We start from the raw sequence: 15,738 nt of genomic DNA, 5'->3' as shown, positions 1-15,738 counted from the left end.
CCGCATACCGGCGCGGCCGCCCCCTCCCGTGCCAGCCAGAGGCGGTGGGGCCCGGGTGGCCGGGAGTGTATGCGGCCATGGATGGCCGCATCCAAGCGTACAGGGAGGTATTCACAGCGTCTCCCGGCCACCCGGGCCCCACCGCCTTCCGCACGGCGTTGGAAAATCCGCTGCGTCGCGGACTCCCCGCTAGTCCGCTGCGGCGTCATCATCCGTCGTTGGCGGATCTTCCCTGCGTGGAACCACCCGGCAGCCGGGTCAGGGCACCGTCCAGGTCGACTGAGTGGCGGTCCCAGCCCAAACGCTCGCAAACCCGGTGAAAGTCCGCCGGCGGCGGCGCAGCAATGGTCATGGCCTCGCCGGAAACCGGGTGACGCAGACCGAACCGCCAAGCGTGCAGCAGCATGCGGTGGCAATCCAGGTGCTCCCGGAAGAGCCGGTTGTGGGGACCGCTACCATGGGTGGTATCGCCGATCAGGGGGTGGCTGATGCCGTCCATATGGCGGCGGATCTGGTGCCGGCGACCGGTGTCCAGGGCGATGAGCACCAATGAATAACGCGCCGCCGGCCACTTGTCCACGGGAATGGGCAGCTCCACGGTGGCCAGGCGCACATAGCGGCTGCGGGCGGCACGCTTCTCGCCACCCTTGTGCTTGGCCAGCGGTCGCTCGATGACCCCGCTCTCCGGCGTCCACCCCCGCACCACCGCGAGGTAGTGCTTCGCCAGCGTCCGCCCCCGAAAATCAGCCGCCAGCGCACTCGCGACCTCCGGGCGCAGGGCGAAGACGAGTACACCGGAGGTGGCACGGTCGAGCCGATGCACCGGATACACCCGCCGCCCGATCTGATCGCGCACCCGCTGCAACGCCACGTCCCGCTCGCGATCGAGCTCGGTGCGATGCACGAGCAAGCCCGCCGGCTTGTGCACGGCAATCAGCGCGTCGTCGTGGTAGAGGATGGGCAGAGAGCTAAGAGTCACAAGTCAAAAGACAAAAGTCACAAGTTGCGGAAACCCGCAAACGCCACCGCGTCCGAGAAGCGACACGCCGAATTCACCCCCTTGGCAGACCTCAATGATGCTGCACGGCCTTCGGTGCTCCCCGACGGACCTTTGCTCTTGCCACTTTTCACTTTCCACTCCTCAGGCTTCCGCCTGAGCCAACTCCTCCTCCGCCGCCATCCACTCGGCCTCGAGGTCGTCGTGACGGCCGCGCAGCGCGCCCTGCTCGCGCAGGAGGTCATTGAGACGCTGCTTCTGCGCATCCTCGTACACGGCGGGATCGGCCAGGGCGGTTTCCACCTCGGCAAGTGCGGCGGAGACGCGCTCGATCTCCCGCACCAGGTGCTCGACGCGGTCACGCAGGGGCTTGGTCCGACGGCGCTCGGCGGCGGCGCGCTGGCGATCGGCTTTGCGCTCGGCGGCGCTGCGACCGCCGGAGGCGGTTTCCTCGGCAAGCCGGCGGCCACTTCGGCGGCGCTCCGCCAGCCATTCGCGATAGGCCTCCAGGTCGCCGTGGAAGCGCGAAACAGCGCCGTCCGCGACGAGCCAATACTCATCCACCGTGCTGTTGAGCAGGTGGCGATCGTGGGAAACGGTCACTACCGCACCCTCGTAACCCTGCAGCGCGACAGTCAGCGCGTGGCGCATCTCCAGGTCCAGGTGGTTGGTGGGCTCGTCGAGGAGCAGCAGGTTGGGCGAACGCCAGACCAGCAGCGCGAGCACCAGCCGTGCCTTCTCCCCGCCGGAGAGCGGCGCCACTGCCTCGGTGGCCTGATCCCCCTGGAAGCCGAATCCGCCGAGGAAGTCCCGCAGCTTCTGCTCGAGAGCCTCCGGGGCGAGCCGTCGCAGATGCAGCAACGGGCTCGCCGCCGGGTCGAGCTGCTCGAGCTGGTGCTGGGCGAAGTAGCCGACACTGAGGTTCCGGCCCGCCGTGAGCGTGCCTGCCGCCGGGGCCAGCTCGCCGGCGAGGGCGCGCACGAGCGTGGACTTGCCGGCACCGTTGGGGCCGAGCAACCCGATGCGCGCACCGGGACGCAGGCTCATGCTCACGCCCTGCAGGATGGGGGTCGCGCTGTAGCCCAGGGCAACGCCTTCCAGGCTGAGCAGCGGGTTGGCCGCCTCCGGTGGCGTGGGAAACTCGAAGCTGAACGGCGAGTCCACGTGCGCGGGCGCCACCCGCTCCATGCGCTCCAGCGCCTTGACACGGCTCTGGGCGGCGCGGGCCTTGGTGGCCTTGGCACGGAAGCGGTCGATGAACTTCTGCAGGTGGGCGATCTCGCGCTGCTGCTTCTCGTACTGCGCCTGCTGCTGGGCGAGGCGTTCGGCACGCTGGCGCTCGAAAGCACTGTACCCGCCGCGATAAAGCGTCAGGGCGCGATGCTCGATATGCAGCGTCTCGTCAGCGACGGCGTCGATGAAATCGCGGTCGTGGGAAATCAGCAGCAGCGTTCCCGGATACGCACGCAGCCACTGCTCCAGCCACAGCACCGCCTCCAGGTCCAGATGGTTGGTGGGCTCGTCGAGCAGCAACAGATCGCTGCGGCACATCAGCGCCTGCGCCAGGTTGAGCCGCACCCGCCAGCCGCCGGAGAACGCCGCCACCGACCAGGCGTGCTGCTCGGCGGGGAAACCGAGACCGTCGAGCAGCTCGCCGGCGCGGGCGTGGGCGGTATAGCCACCGGCATTCTCGTAGGCCAGGTGAGCGTGGGCGATGGCCTCGCCGTCCCCCGAGGCGTCCGCGTCGGCCACGGCGCGCTCGGCAGCCCGGAATGCGCGATCCCCGTCGAGCACGAACTCCAGCGCCGGGCGCTCGATGGCGGGGGTTTCCTGCGCCATGTGGGCGACCTCCCAGTCGCCCGGCTGATGCACCTCGCCGGCGTCCACGCCCAGCTCACCGCGCAACAGCGCGAACAGCGTGGACTTGCCGCTGCCGTTGGCCCCTACCAGCCCGATCTTGTGGCCGGGGTGAATAGTGACGCTGGCATGCTCGAGCAGCGGGTCGCCGCCGCGGCGCAGGGTTATATCGCGCAGGCTGATCATGGGCGGGCAATTTACCCGCGCTGGCGGATCAGTTCAAAGCCCACCGCCATGCGGCTACGAACACCCCGGATCGGGACATCAGGGCGCGGCGTGGCCGCAGTTCCAGCACTCGGCGAACTGTCCCTCGATCCGCTCGCCGCAATCCGGACAGGTCCAGTCCGGTCCCGCCTGCTCCTGGTTGGCCAGCACCTCGTCGATGAGCCGCCGGGCGACGGGGGCATCCTCGTCGTCCTCGACCCAGAGCTGCGGCCATACCTCGGTGGGCGGCAGCTCGCCGGCGCCGCCCATCAAGTGGCGGTTGCGCACGATGCAGACGATTCCGCGGCTGGTGAGCACCTGCTCCAGGTGCCCCACGATCATGGGATCGCTGTCGGTGTAAACACGCTTCATGGCAGACGGTATCCGTGCTGCGGTTGCCAGTGCGGCATGACGTTGAGCAGCCGTTCGTTGTCCGCGTGGCGGTGGACGTCGGCATCCACCACGGCCGGGACGGTGCGAATGGCGTCCACATACGTGGAGGGAAAGCCTTGCCAGCTCGCCCCCCGCCAGACGAGATCCCGATACCAGGTATAGGGCCGCAAGGCAGTGTCGATATGCGAGTCCCGCGCCGCGTAGAGGAACACGCATACCGGCTCGCCAGCGAGGCGGACGTTCTCGGTGCGAAGCTCGTATCCGCCCGCGCCCAGACCTTCTATCCCGTCGAGGACGGGGATCTCGTCGTCGTGCATGCGATAGACCACACCGTGGAGCACATCATCGGCGGCGCCGGATCGCCAGGCATCGGCCTTGGCGGAACTGTCCCCGTCGCTGCGCTTGTGAAAACACAGCCGGTAGCCGTCGAGACGTGCGGTGCCCAGCGGCTCGCAGGCCGGGGTGCGCAACCCCAGGCGCAGCGGATGCAGGTTGGAACCATACGCGAAGTAAAGCCGGGTCCCGCGCTCGCTCATGCTCGTTCCTCGCCGTCGCGTTACGTGCGTGATACCTCAATTTTGGCAGATACTAATCGTCGCAGAGGTATTGTCATGTGTCAGAGCGCCATGGCAGTTCGGGGGCAAGGCGCGTTCGCGCCGGCGTGGCGGGGCTCACGTCAAGCGAGCGCAATGCCGCCACCGGGCCGCTGCGGCGCTGCCTTCGGGCCGGTCCGTGCGCCGAAGGTCCTGCGTTGCTCGCCGCTTGTCTCGCCCGGCTACACGGCGCGCCTCGCGCCTTGCCCCATCGGCGCACGGACCGGCTGACGCATGACAATTCCTCTGAGAAGATTCGTCATGGCCGCCGGCCAGCCAACGTTCGAGCCAGACAGGGAGACACCATGGAGCCCATCGACCGCCTCGCCATCCAGATGGAACGCCTGCTGGAGCGCCTCGACACCGTGCTGCCGCCGCAGCGGCACGAGCCCGACTGGCAGGCTTCCCGCGCCTTTCGCTGGCGCCGGCGTGGCGGTTCCGGCTGGCTGGAGCCCATCGCCCATCCCCAGCGGTTTCGGCTCGCGCAGCTTCGCAACATCGACCGCCAGCGCGACGAGCTGGAGCGCAACACCCGGCAGTTCGTCGCCGGCCTGCCCGCGAACAACGCGCTGCTGTGGGGCTCCCGGGGCACCGGCAAATCCTCGCTGGTGAAGGCATTGCTCACCGAGTACGGCGAGGCGGGGCTGCGCGTGATCGAGGTGGAGGCCCACGACCTCATTGACCTGCCGGACATCGTCGCCCTGGTGCACGACCGGCCGGAGCGGTTCGTGATCTTCTGCGACGACCTCTCCTTCGAGGCGGACGACCCGAGCTACAAAGCGCTCAAGGCCGTGCTCGACGGCTCGCTGGCCGCCGCGCCGGAGAACCTGCTCATCTATGCGACGTCCAACCGCCGGCACCTGCTGCCGGAATACTTCTCCGAGAACGAGGAGGCGCGCAATGTCGGCGGCGAGATTCACCACGGCGAGGCGGTGGAGGAGAAAATCTCCCTGTCGGAGCGTTTCGGACTGTGGCTGTCGTTCTATCCGTTCGACCAGCAACGCTATCTCGACATCTGCTTCGCCTGGCTCGCCGAGCTCGGCGCCGATGTCAGTGACGGGGAGACTGTCCGCGCCGCCGCCCTGCGGTACGCGCTGGCCCGCGGCTCCCGCAGCGGCCGTGTCGCGTGGCAGTTCGCCCGCGACTGGGCAGGCAGGCAGAGACTTGAAGGTTAGGCTTACGGTCGCCGCGGAGACGCCCATTACGGACGCCGAGGCCGTTGGCGGGCATCGCGGCGGGAGCGTATGCGGCCATGGACGGCCGCACTCGAGCGTCCAGGGAAGGATTCACAGCGTCTCCCGCCACAATGCCCGCCAACGGCCTGTTCCTCCGACGGTAACCGCGATTCGGCAGAGCGCGGACAGTAGGCGCTACGTACTCGCACTTCGCCAGCCGGGCTTCTGCGCGGACCTGGCCGGCCGCCGCCATCGTCCCCGAGCGGTGTGCTGCGCGCGGTAGGCGAGGAGCGCGGTGAGGATACCGGCGTAGAGCAGCGGTTCGGTCCAGGCGTCGGCCTTGATCAGCATGAAGAAGTGGAACACGGCAAGCACCGCCGCCGGATAAACCAGGCGGTGGAGCTGCTTCCAGCGCTTGCCCAGGCGTCGCATCCACGCCTGGGTGGAGGTCACCGCGAGCGGGATCAACGCCACGAGCGCCATCGCACCCACCAGGATGTAGGGCCGCTTGGCGATATCCTCGGCGATGCGCACGATGCTGCCGCTCTGCTCGAAAACCACGTAGGCACTGAAGTGCAGGGCCACGTAGAAGAATGCGAAAAGCCCGAGCATGCGGCGCAGACGGATGAGCCAGGCGCCGCCGGTGGCGAGCCGCAACGGGGTGATTGCGAGCGTCACCAGCAACAGCCGCAGCCCCCAGTCGCCGAGATGGCGGATCATCGCCTCCACCGGATTGGCGCCGAGGCCTCCGGTGAACAGCGCGTACACCACCCACACCACCGGCACCAGGCACAGTGTGAAGACACCGACCTTCACCGCGGTGAGCCGCCTTGGCGTGAGTGTCGCGGGCAATATCGCCATCAGAAGTGCTTCTTCAGGTCCATGCCCTTATAGAGATGGGCAATCTGCTCGCCGTAGCCGTTGAACATCAGCGTGTCCCGCTTGAAGAAGTCGCCGATGCGCCGCTCCCGCGCCTGACTCCAGCGGGGATGATCCACCTTCGGATTCACGTTGGCGTAGAAGCCGTACTCGTTGGGCGCGATCTTGTTCCAGGTGTTGACGGGCTGTTCCTCCTGGAAGTGAATGCGCACGATCGACTTGATGCTTTTGAAACCGTACTTCCACGGCACCACGAGCCGTATCGGCGCACCGTTCTGGGCGGGCATTTCCTTGCCGTAGAGTCCCACCGCGAGCAGCGCCAGCGGGTTCATGGCCTCGTCCATGCGCAGCCCCTCGACGTACGGCCACTCCAGGCTCGCGAGCCAGGAGAATCCACCACCGTCGTCGCGCTGCGCCGGCATCTGCTCGGGATCGTGGAGCGTTTCGAAGCGCACGTACTTCGCCCGCGAGGTGGGCTGAAAGCGCTTGATCACCTCGGCGAGTGGAATACCGGCCCAGGGCACCACCATGGACCACGCCTCCACGCAGCGCAGGCGGTAAATGCGCTCCTCGAGGGTATGTGCGCCGAGCAGATCCTCGAATCCGACCTTGCCGGGCTTCTCCACTTCCCCGGAGATCTCCACGCTCCACGGCTCGGTCTGCAACAGTGCCGGTGCGCGGGCCGCGGGATCCTCCTTACCGGTACCGAATTCGTAGAAGTTGTTGTAGGAAGTGATCTGCTCGTAGCTGTTGAGGTCCTCGTCGGTGCTGAAACGGCTCTCGGCGAGTTCCCCCAGGGGGTCGAGCCTGGCCATGGGCTTGCCGAACACGGCCCGGGGCGCCAGCGTGGTGCCCAGTGCAAGCGCCGCGCCGCCCTGCAGAAAGCGCCGTCGTCCGCGATAGATGCGCTCATCGGTTACCTGCGACTCAGGCAGCGACCAGCCCCGGGTTTGTCGGATCCACATGCGGCCTCCCGCCATGACGTTCGATCAGAGCCTGCAGTATAGCCAGCAGCACCGACCGGAAGGCGATACGGGATATCCCCTACACCCGGGCGTCGGCGTCGCGCGGATTCACGTTTCGCAGGCAAGCCGCGCGTTGCGGAACAGGCGCATCCACGGGCCGTCCTCACCCCAGACACTTGGCCGCCAGGAATGCTGGACACTGCGGAAGACGCGCTCGGGGTGGGGCATCATGATGGTCACGCGCCCGTCGCGGGTGGTAAAGCCGGTGAGCCCGAGCGCCGAACCGTTGGGGTTGAACGGATAGCGCTCGGTGGCGGCACCATGATTGTCCACGTAGCGCAGACCGGCCAACCCGGCTGTGAGCACCTTGCGCGGTCCGGACGCCCCATCGTAGACGGCACGACCCTCACCGTGTGCAACGGCGATGGGCAGCCGCGAGCCGGTCATGCCGGCGAGGAACAGTGACGGCGACTCCAGCACCTCCACCAGCGCCAACCGCGCCTCGTACTGCTCGGAGCGATTGCGCACGAACCGCGGCCACAGCTCGCTGCCCGGAATCAGCTCGCGTAGGGTCGCAAGCATCTGACAGCCGTTGCACACACCCAGCGTGAACGTGTCCGGGCGGTCGAAGAAAGCGGCGAAATCGTCACGGGCACGGGTATTGTAGAGCACGGACTTGGCCCAACCGCCGCCGGCGCCGAGCACGTCGCCGTAGGAGAAACCGCCACAGACCGCGAGCCCGCGGAACGCCGCCAGACTCTGGCGACCGGCGATCACGTCGCTCATGTGCACGTCCACCGCCTCGAAGCCGGCGCGATCGAACGCTGCCGCCATCTCGACATGGCTGTTGACGCCCTGCTCGCGCAGCACCGCAACGCGCGGGCGGGCGCCGGCGCCGGCGCCGATGTACGGAGCGGCGACGTCGTCCGCGGGGTCGAACGACAGGCTCGCGTGCAGGCCGGGGTCGGCGTCGTCGTCGACGGCGTCGTATTCCTCGTCGGCGCAGGCCGGGTTGTCCCGCAGGCGCTGAATACGCCAGGACGTCTCCTGCCAGGTGCGCTGGAGATCGGCGCGGGATTCGTCGATAAGCACGGTCTCGCCGTCGCGCACCACCACACGCTGGTCGCCGCGCAGGCCGCCGAGACGGTGGACGTGGCGGGCGAGCCCGGCCTCGCGGAAGGCGGCCTCCACACCGGCGACATCCTCTCCGCGGACCTGAACGACGGCGCCGAGCTCCTCGCTGTAGAGTGCCGCGAGGGCATCCCCAAGCCCGGCGACATTGACCTCGATGCCGGTACGCCCGGCGAACGCCATTTCCGAGAGCGTGGCGAATAGACCGCCGTCAGAGCGGTCATGGTATGCGAGCAACACCCCTTCGCCGGCGAGGCGCTGGATGGTCGCGAAGAACGCCGCGAACGCGCGCGGATCGTCCAGATCCGGGCAATCGTGGCCGACCTGGCCGTAGACCTGCGCCAGCGCCGAACCGCCGAGACGATTGTGGCCCTTGCCGAGGTCGACGAGCAGCAGCTCGGTCTCGTCATGCTCACGCTGGAGCTCCGGCGTGAGCGTGCCTCGCACGTCCGCCACCGGCGCGAATGCGGAGATCACCAGCGAAAGCGGCGCGGTCACCGCGCGTTCCTCGCCGTCCTCCTCCCAGACCGTGCGCATGGAAAGCGAGTCCTTGCCCACGGGGATGGCGATGCCGAGCGCCGGACAGAGCTCGCGGCCGACGGCGCGGACGGTATCGTAGAGCCGGGCATCCTCGCCGGGGTGGCCGGTGGCGGCCATCCAGTTCGCCGAGAGGTTCACCCGTTCCAGGGCGCCCACCGGTGCGGCGGCGAGATTGGTCAGCGCCTCGCCCACGGCGAGCCTTCCCGATGCCGGCGCGTCGAGCACGGCCACCGGCGAACGCTCCCCCATGGCCATGGCCTCGCCGGTATAGCCGTCGTAGTCGGCGAGCGTCACAGCGACATCCGCCACCGGCACCTGCCACGGGCCGACCATCTGGTCGCGTGCGACCAGCCCGGAGACGCTGCGGTCGCCGATGGTGATGAGGAAATGCTTGGCCGCCACCGTGGGCAGCTGCAGAATGCGTCGCGCGGCCGCCGCGACGGTCACGCCATCGAGGTCGAGCTCGGGCTTGTGGAACGGGCGGTGGCGGACATCGCGCAACATCTTCGGCGGCTTGCCCAGGAGCAGCTCCATGGGCAGATCCACCGGTGTATTGTCGAAGTGACCGTCGCTGACCACCAGCTGCTGGTCCTCGGTGGCCTCCCCCACCACGGCGAAAGGCGCGCGCTCACGCTCGCACAGCCTCCGGAAGCTATCGATCCGCGCCGGATCGATGGCGAGCACGTATCGCTCCTGGGCCTCGTTGCACCACAGCTCCATGGGGGACATGCCCGGTTCGTCGTTGGGCACCGTGCGCAGCTCGATGCACCCGCCACGGCCGGAGTCGTCCAGCAACTCGGGCAGCGCGTTGGACAATCCGCCCGCCCCCACGTCGTGAATGGAGACGATGGGGTTGTCCCGGCCCATGCGCCAGCAGGCATCGATCACCTCCTGGCAGCGACGCTCCATCTCCGGGTTGCTGCGCTGCACCGAGGCGAAATCCAGCTCGGCGTCACTCTCGCCGCTCGCCATGGAGGACGCCGCTCCGCCACCGAGACCGATGAGCATCGCCGGTCCGCCCAGCACCACCACCGGCGCGCCTGCCGGCGCACGCCCCTTGGCGACGTGCTCGTCGCGCACGTTGCCCATGCCGCCGGCGATCATGATCGGCTTGTGGAAACCGCGGGTTTCCTCGCCGTCGGGCCCCGGCACGTCCAGCTCGAAGCTGCGGAAATACCCCGCGAGCTGTGGCCGACCGAACTCATTGGCGTAGGAAGCCGCGCCGATGGGACCGTCGAGCATGATCTCGAGTGCCGAGGCGATACGCGCCGGACGGCCGTGATCCACCTCCCACGGGCGAGCGGCCCCCGGAAGGTGCAGATTGGAGACCGAAAACCCGGCAAGCCCCGCCTTCGGATGAGCGCCTCGACCGGTGGCGCCTTCGTCGCGGATCTCGCCACCCACGCCGGTGGCCGCTCCCGCGGCCGGGGCAATCGCGGTGGGGTGATTGTGCGTTTCCACCTTCATCACCAGGTGGCTCGGCTCGGGGCAAGCGGCGTAGACGCCGGTATCACCATCCGCGAAGAAACGCCGCGCGGCGTAGCCTTCGGCCACGGCGGCGTTGTCGCTGTAAGCCGACAGTACGCCCGCCGGGCGGCACTCGTGGGTGTGACGGATCATCCGGAACAGGGAGTGCTCCTGGCGCTGCCCATCGATGATCCAGTCCGCGTTGAAAATCTTGTGACGGCAGTGCTCCGAGTTCGCCTGAGCGAACATCATGAGCTCCATGTCCGTCGGGTTGCGCCCGAGGCTCCGGTAGTTCTCTTCCAGGTAATCGATCTCGTCGACGGCAAGCGCCAGACCGAGCTCGGCATCGGCGCGCTCCAGCGCCTCCCGGCCGCCGCCGATGACATCCACCACGCCCACAGGCGCCGGCTCGCGCGCGGCGAACAGCGCCACCGCCTCCTCGACGTCACCGAGCACCGATTCGGTCATGCGGTCGTGAAGCTTTGCGGCCACGGCACGACGCTCGTGGCCGTCGAGCTCGCGGCCATCGTCCGTCGTCACCTGCCAGATCACGCCCCGCTCGATACGGCGCACGGCCGTCAGTCCGCAATTGTGCGCGATATCGGTGGCCTTGCTCGCCCACGGCGAAATCGTGCCGATGCGCGGCACCACGACCAGGGTCTCGCCATTGACGCCGGTTTCGGTGTCGTCGGGCTCACCGTAAGCGAGTAGCGCCTCCAGTATCTCGCGCTGCGCATCACCCAGTGTCGTCTCGGTATCGACGAAATGGATGAAACGCGCCGAGATCGCGGACACGTCGGGCACGGTGTCGCGAATCGTCGCGAGCAGGCGGTCGAGACGAAAACGGGAGCAGGCGGGGTTACCGATCAAACGCAGCATGATTCGGGCCATTGGTGGTCAGCAGGTCGGAAGGGTCATCGCCACGGAGCGCAAGGCGCCCGCGGCGAGCGCGCGGACACGGGCACCCGCCCCGCCGGCGCGGCGGAGCGCTGGACCCGCCTCAGCGCAGTTGTTCGGCGAGGAGCCCCAGTATCTGCTGCGCTACTGCAGGCTCCGGAGCACTCTCGCCCTCGGCCGGGCGCACACGCACGCGCGTCACGCCATCGCCGCCGTCCAGCGCGATGCGATAGGTGCGGACGGTGTCCGAGGGCGAATCGTCACGCCAGAATGCCAGCGACGAAAGCAGACCGCCCTCGTCCTCGGGCGCCTGGTCCGCCTGCGGGTCATAGCGCACGAAGTAGACGCCCTCGCTACGATTGCGGTCCTCGACGGTGAAACCGGCGCGGTCGAGTGCCAGGCCGATCCGGCGCCAGGCGTCGAAAAACGCATTCCCCACCACCAGCGCGGGCTCGCCGTCGCTACGTTCCAGCCGCGCCGCCGGCTCGCTGCCACTCGCCTGTGCCACCGCCGCGCGGCTCGCGGTGCGCTCGTAGCCCAGGAACACGAGCATGCTCCGGAGGAACTCGGATTCGAGGTAGGGATCGCTTGCCGCGGGACGCCAGCCGCCGCCATCGCGCACCGCGCGGCGATGCGCGACGAACACCTCTGCAGTTCGCTCGTCACGGCCGGGCTCCACGCGAACGAGGTAACGGTCAGCGACGTCGGCGCCCTCCGGCCCCGGCAACGCAGGCGCGAACGGTCCACCCGTCACCGGATGCTCGGTATACAGCCACTCGGTCTCGGCGACACCCAGCGACGGCCGCTTCCGGGCCACGGTCAGACCGCGGCGGGCCATGAAATCCTCCACCCAGCGCCATACCTGGCCGGGCGACTCGCTCACGGTCAGCCAGCGGTCGTCACCGACACGCGAGACCCGGACATCATCGGGCTGCGGCAGCACCGCCTCACCACCGCCTTGCCCCCCGGCACTCTCGCGGGCGCTGGCTACCCCGGGGATGGCCATGCCGCCACCACCGCTATCGCGCACCAGGTCCGGTGGCAGCTTCAGCCGCTCGACACGCACCTCCTCCGGGCTCGGTTCGCCGGTAAACCAGCTACAGCCGCCGAGCAGAGCCGCAGCGGTCACGGTGACGGTCAACGCAAGAGAAAAGCGCATCGAATCAGAGACAACCCGCAAGTTTCATGGCCTGGAGCACCGTTTCATGGTGCTGATCGGAAAGCCGCGTCAGCGGCAGACGTATTCCCTCGCCGCAGAACCCCATCTTGTGCACGGCCCACTTCACGGGAATGGGGTTCGTCTCCACGAACAACGCCTTGTGCAACGCTGCGAGGCGCGCATCGATGCGTTCGGCCTCTTCGCGATCGCCGCTGAGCGCAGCGGTGCACATCTGGTGCATCTGCGACGGCGCCACGTTCGCGGTCACGGAAATGCAGCCCTTCGCCCCGGCGAGCATCAGGGCAAGATTCTTGGCATCCTCGCCGCAGAAGACGTCCAGGCGATCGCCGCAGCGCTCCAGGATGTCCTCGGCGCGGGCGACGCTGCCGGAGGCCTCCTTGATGCCGACGATGTTGGAGATCCCCGCAAGCCGTTCGACGGTCTCGGGCAGGATGTCACAGGCCGTGCGTCCGGGCACGTTGTAGAGGATCTGCGGGATCGGCACCGCTTCCGAAACCGCCTTGAAATGCTGATAGAGCCCTTCCTGCGTGGGCTTGTTGTAATAGGGGGTGACCAGCAGTGCCGCGTCGCAGCCGCCTTCCATCGCGCACCGCGTGAGCTTGATCGCCTCCCACGTGGAATTGGCCCCGGTGCCGCCGATGACCGCCGTGCGCCCGCGCACCATCTCCACCACGCGGCGCATCACATAGCAGTGCTCGTCGTAGTCCAGCGTCGCGGATTCGCCGGTGGTCCCCACGGCAACGATGGCATCGGTTCCATTGTCGACATGGAACTCCACCAGCCGCTCCAGGGCGGCCTCGTCCACCGCGCCGTCATCGTGCATCGGCGTGACCAGCGCGACCATGCTGCCGTGGAACATCGCAGGACCTCCCCACCGGGCCAAGGAAAAGCCGCATAGTAGCTGCGGTGCCGGGGTGTGACAAGCGAGCCAGCGGCGCCACGGCGCGTGATACACTCGCGGTTTTCAGCGCCAGTCGAAACGAGCGGCCATGCACAATAATCTTCTCGTTATATCCGCGCTCGGCGAAGACCGCCCCGGGCTCGTGGACGAGCTGACCCGGTTGATCTCCGAGGCCGGCTGCAACATCGAGGAGAGTCGCATGACCGTGCTGGGCGGTGAGTTCGCCGCCATCGCGCTGGTCGCCGGGCGCTGGAACCAGCTCGCCAAGCTGGAGACCACCCTGCCCGGCCTGCAGCGTCGCCTGGGGCTGACGGTGGAGACCCGGCGCACGGAGCGCAGCCGCCGGGAGGGGGAGCTGCTGCCGTACACGGTGGAGGTGGTCTGTCTCGACCAGCCCGGGGTCGTCCACCAGCTTTCCAACTTCTTCGGCCTGCGCGAGATCGCCATCCGTGATCTCGCCACCACCACCTATTCCGCGGCATACACCGGCACGCCCATGTTCTCGGTGCACATGACCGTGGACGTGCCCGCGCGCATGCAGATCGCGCGGCTGCGGGAGGATTTCCTGGATTTCTGCGACGAGCTCAACCTGGACGCCGTCATCGAGCCGGCCAAGGCGTGAGCGCGGCGTGCAACCCGCATTCAACGGAGGAAGCCCGATGTCACAGGTCGCCATCGACCAGCCAGTACCGGATTTCGAGCTCCCGGCCACCGACGGCGAAACGTTCCGCCTCGCCGATTACCGCGGCCGGCAGGTGCTGCTGTTCTTCTACCCCAAGGCCAACACACCGGGATGCACCCAGGAAGGCAAGGACTTCCGCGACCTCCACGGCGAGTTCTCCGACGCCGGCACCGCGGTCATCGGCATCTCCCGGGACGGCGTGCGTGCCCAGCAGAACTTCAAGGAGAAGTACGACTTCCCCTTTCCGCTGCTCTCCGACAAGGAAGAGGAAGTCTGCAACCTCTTCGGCGTCATCAAGGAGAAGAACATGTACGGCCGCCGGGTGATGGGGGTGGAGCGCAGCACGTTCCTCATCGATGCCGACGGCGTACTCCGCCGGGAGTGGCGCAAGGTCAAGGTAAAAGGCCATGCCCAGGAAGCCCTCGAGGCGGTCAGGGCGCAAAGCGGTGACTGACAGCGCCCGGCCCCGCGCGTACGTACTCGACACGTCGGTGTTGATGCACGATCCGACGGCGTTGTTCCGGTTCCAGGAGCACGACCTCTACCTGCCCGTAGCCGTGGTCCGCGAGCTCGACGCCGCCAAGCAGGGCCTATCGGAAGAGGCGCGCAACGTCCGCCAGGTCAGCCGTTTCCTCGACGCCCTGCTCACCCGTGCGGGTCCGGGAGAGCTCACTGCGGGTCTGCCACTGGCGCCGGTGGCGGTTGCCGAAGCCCCGAGCGGCCGCCTGTTCTTCCTCCGCGACGGTGACGGCCGCGGCGACAAGGCGATCCTCGCCGGCGCACTCCACCTGCGCGAGCACCTCGACGACCGCACCGTCGTTCTGGTCACCAAGGACATCAACCTGCGCATCCAGGCCACCGTCGCCGGCCTGCGCGCCGAGGACTACCACAGCGACCAGGTCCTCGATGACGTGGACCTGCTCTACCGCGGCATCCGCGAGCTACCGCAGTGGCCGGAAGCGGGCCGGGCCATGACCGCGCCCGACGGCGAGCCGGCCCTCGCCCCGCGGGAGTGTGTCTGCCACGGCGACCGCGAGGCCATCGTCACTGCCGTGGACGAGCTCGGCCGCGCGGATATCGTGCCCGCGCGCGACTTCCGCCCGGGTGGCGACGCAGTCTGGGGCATTCACGCACGCAACCGCGAGCAGAACTTCGCCCTCAACCTGCTACTCGACCCGGAGGTGGACTTCGTCAGCCTCCTCGGCCCCGCCGGCACCGGCAAGACACTCCTCGCCCTCGCCGCCGGCCTGGTTCAGACCTTCGACGACGCCCGCTACCGCGAGATCGTGATGACCCGGGCGACCGTGTCCATCGGCGAGGACATCGGCCACCTCCCCGGCACCGAGGAAGAGAAGATGACGCCCTGGATGGGGGCGCTAATGGATAATCTGGAAGTGCTCGCCTCCCCGGCGGAAGCCGGCGGATGGGGTCAGGCGGCAACGCGGGACGTGCTCCAGAGCCGCATCCGCATCCGCTCGCTCAACTTCATGCGCGGCCGCACGTTCCTGGACCGCTTCCTGATCCTGGACGAGGCCCAGAACCTCACCGCCAAGCAGATGAAGACACTCATCACCCGCGCCGGCCCCGGCACCAAGGTGGTCTGCCTGGGCAACATCGCCCAGATAGACACCCCCTACCTCACCGGCACCACCTCCGGGCTCACCTACGTCGCCGACCGCTTCCGCCCCTGGGCCCACGCCGGGCACGTGACCCTGCAGCGCGGCGAGCGTTCACGGCTTGCGGATTACGCCAGCGAGGCGCTGTGAGGAAGTGAGTTGCAAGTTGAAAGTCTCCGCCCCGCCATGCGGCGGCGCGCTGTCGCGCGGCTAACAGGGGGATAATGGAAGGCGCGTGGGGCATTGAGGCCGTTATCACAC

Annotated in this window: 13 protein-coding genes; 4 read left to right on the top strand and 9 right to left on the bottom strand. The window is 68.2% G+C overall.

The window, feature by feature from the left end; genetic code table 11:
• Positions 1–208 precede the first annotated feature (208 nt).
• From ACPEES_RS17495 to ACPEES_RS17480, 4 genes are all read right to left on the bottom strand, one after another.
• A complete protein-coding gene (locus ACPEES_RS17495; protein ID WP_435104866.1) occupies positions 209–979 on the bottom strand; it encodes a pseudouridine synthase in 771 nt (256 codons plus the stop codon).
• A 162-nt stretch (positions 980–1,141) separates the two neighbouring features.
• Positions 1,142–3,040 (bottom strand): ATP-binding cassette domain-containing protein, encoded by a 1,899-nt coding sequence (locus tag ACPEES_RS17490; protein WP_435104865.1) that lies wholly within the window; start codon positions 3,038–3,040, stop codon positions 1,142–1,144.
• A gap of 78 nt (positions 3,041–3,118) precedes the next feature.
• Complete coding sequence (locus tag ACPEES_RS17485; protein ID WP_435104864.1) at positions 3,119–3,430, bottom strand: DUF2007 domain-containing protein; 312 nt, start codon at positions 3,428–3,430, stop codon at positions 3,119–3,121.
• The gene (locus ACPEES_RS17480; RefSeq protein ID WP_435104863.1) at positions 3,427–3,987 is read right to left on the bottom strand and encodes a gamma-glutamylcyclotransferase family protein; all 561 of its coding nucleotides are present in this window, start codon (positions 3,985–3,987) and stop codon (positions 3,427–3,429) included. Before ACPEES_RS17480 ends, ACPEES_RS17485 begins: the two co-directional genes overlap by 4 nt.
• A 362-nt stretch (positions 3,988–4,349) precedes the next feature.
• Between ACPEES_RS17480 and ACPEES_RS17475 the strand changes: the two genes are divergently transcribed.
• The gene (locus ACPEES_RS17475; RefSeq protein WP_435104862.1) at positions 4,350–5,219 is read left to right on the top strand and encodes an ATP-binding protein; all 870 of its coding nucleotides are present in this window, start codon (positions 4,350–4,352) and stop codon (positions 5,217–5,219) included.
• Positions 5,220–5,414: 195 nt separating this feature from the next.
• On the opposite strand, the gene ACPEES_RS17470 is transcribed toward ACPEES_RS17475, so the two are convergent.
• From ACPEES_RS17470 to dapA, 5 genes are all read right to left on the bottom strand, one after another.
• On the bottom strand, positions 5,415–6,080 hold the full coding sequence (locus tag ACPEES_RS17470; RefSeq protein WP_435104861.1) for a sulfite oxidase heme-binding subunit YedZ: 666 nt from the start codon (positions 6,078–6,080) through the stop codon (positions 5,415–5,417).
• A complete protein-coding gene (msrP, locus tag ACPEES_RS17465; RefSeq protein ID WP_435104860.1) occupies positions 6,080–7,063 on the bottom strand; it encodes a protein-methionine-sulfoxide reductase catalytic subunit MsrP in 984 nt (327 codons plus the stop codon). The genes ACPEES_RS17470 and msrP overlap by 1 nt, the downstream gene beginning before the upstream one ends.
• A 108-nt stretch (positions 7,064–7,171) precedes the next feature.
• Entirely contained in the window at positions 7,172–11,080 is a 3,909-nt protein-coding gene (gene purL / locus ACPEES_RS17460; RefSeq protein ID WP_435104895.1) for a phosphoribosylformylglycinamidine synthase, read from the bottom strand.
• 121 nt (positions 11,081–11,201) lie between these two features.
• Entirely contained in the window at positions 11,202–12,257 is a 1,056-nt protein-coding gene (gene bamC, locus ACPEES_RS17455) for an outer membrane protein assembly factor BamC (protein ID WP_435104859.1), read from the bottom strand.
• A 4-nt stretch (positions 12,258–12,261) separates the two neighbouring features.
• A complete protein-coding gene (dapA, locus tag ACPEES_RS17450) occupies positions 12,262–13,137 on the bottom strand; it encodes a 4-hydroxy-tetrahydrodipicolinate synthase (protein WP_435104858.1) in 876 nt (291 codons plus the stop codon).
• 130 nt (positions 13,138–13,267) lie between these two features.
• Here dapA and ACPEES_RS17445 point away from each other — a divergent pair, with 130 nt between their 5' ends.
• Genes ACPEES_RS17445 through ACPEES_RS17435 form a run of 3 tightly spaced genes read left to right on the top strand, consistent with a single transcriptional unit; the run spans position 13,268 to position 15,627 of the window.
• Positions 13,268–13,801 carry a glycine cleavage system protein R gene (locus tag ACPEES_RS17445; protein WP_435104857.1) on the top strand — a complete coding sequence of 178 codons (534 nt, stop codon included), beginning with the start codon at positions 13,268–13,270 and terminating at the stop codon, positions 13,799–13,801.
• A 37-nt stretch (positions 13,802–13,838) separates the two neighbouring features.
• Positions 13,839–14,315, top strand: a complete 477-nt coding sequence (locus ACPEES_RS17440; RefSeq protein WP_435104856.1) for a peroxiredoxin — start codon at positions 13,839–13,841, stop codon at positions 14,313–14,315.
• Complete coding sequence (locus ACPEES_RS17435; protein WP_435104855.1) at positions 14,269–15,627, top strand: PhoH family protein; 1,359 nt, start codon at positions 14,269–14,271, stop codon at positions 15,625–15,627. The genes ACPEES_RS17440 and ACPEES_RS17435 overlap by 47 nt, the downstream gene beginning before the upstream one ends.
• Positions 15,628–15,738 lie beyond the last annotated feature (111 nt).

Source organism: Arhodomonas sp. AD133 (genome assembly GCF_051195215.1).
In the GTDB taxonomy this organism is placed as follows: domain Bacteria; phylum Pseudomonadota; class Gammaproteobacteria; order Nitrococcales; family Nitrococcaceae; genus Arhodomonas.
The sequence above is the reverse complement of the archived record's forward strand: the minus strand, read 5'-3'. Positions and strand labels throughout refer to the sequence as shown.

Excerpts from the sequence above, each read along its gene's own strand:
- msrP (WP_435104860.1), bottom strand. The coding sequence starts at position 7,063 with ATGTGGATCCGACAAACCCGGGGCTGGTCGCTGCCTGAGTCGCAGGTA.
- ACPEES_RS17440 (WP_435104856.1), top strand. The coding sequence starts at position 13,839 with ATGTCACAGGTCGCCATCGACCAGCCAGTACCGGATTTCGAGCTCCCG.
- ACPEES_RS17445 (WP_435104857.1), top strand. The coding sequence starts at position 13,268 with ATGCACAATAATCTTCTCGTTATATCCGCGCTCGGCGAAGACCGCCCC.
- ACPEES_RS17435 (WP_435104855.1), top strand. The coding sequence starts at position 14,269 with ATGCCCAGGAAGCCCTCGAGGCGGTCAGGGCGCAAAGCGGTGACTGAC.
- purL (WP_435104895.1), bottom strand. The coding sequence starts at position 11,080 with ATGCTGCGTTTGATCGGTAACCCCGCCTGCTCCCGTTTTCGTCTCGAC.
- ACPEES_RS17475 (WP_435104862.1), top strand. The coding sequence starts at position 4,350 with ATGGAGCCCATCGACCGCCTCGCCATCCAGATGGAACGCCTGCTGGAG.
- dapA (WP_435104858.1), bottom strand. The coding sequence starts at position 13,137 with ATGTTCCACGGCAGCATGGTCGCGCTGGTCACGCCGATGCACGATGAC.
- ACPEES_RS17480 (WP_435104863.1), bottom strand. The coding sequence starts at position 3,987 with ATGAGCGAGCGCGGGACCCGGCTTTACTTCGCGTATGGTTCCAACCTG.
- ACPEES_RS17485 (WP_435104864.1), bottom strand. The coding sequence starts at position 3,430 with ATGAAGCGTGTTTACACCGACAGCGATCCCATGATCGTGGGGCACCTG.
- ACPEES_RS17470 (WP_435104861.1), bottom strand. The coding sequence starts at position 6,080 with ATGGCGATATTGCCCGCGACACTCACGCCAAGGCGGCTCACCGCGGTG.
- bamC (WP_435104859.1), bottom strand. The coding sequence starts at position 12,257 with ATGCGCTTTTCTCTTGCGTTGACCGTCACCGTGACCGCTGCGGCTCTG.
- ACPEES_RS17490 (WP_435104865.1), bottom strand. The coding sequence starts at position 3,040 with ATGATCAGCCTGCGCGATATAACCCTGCGCCGCGGCGGCGACCCGCTG.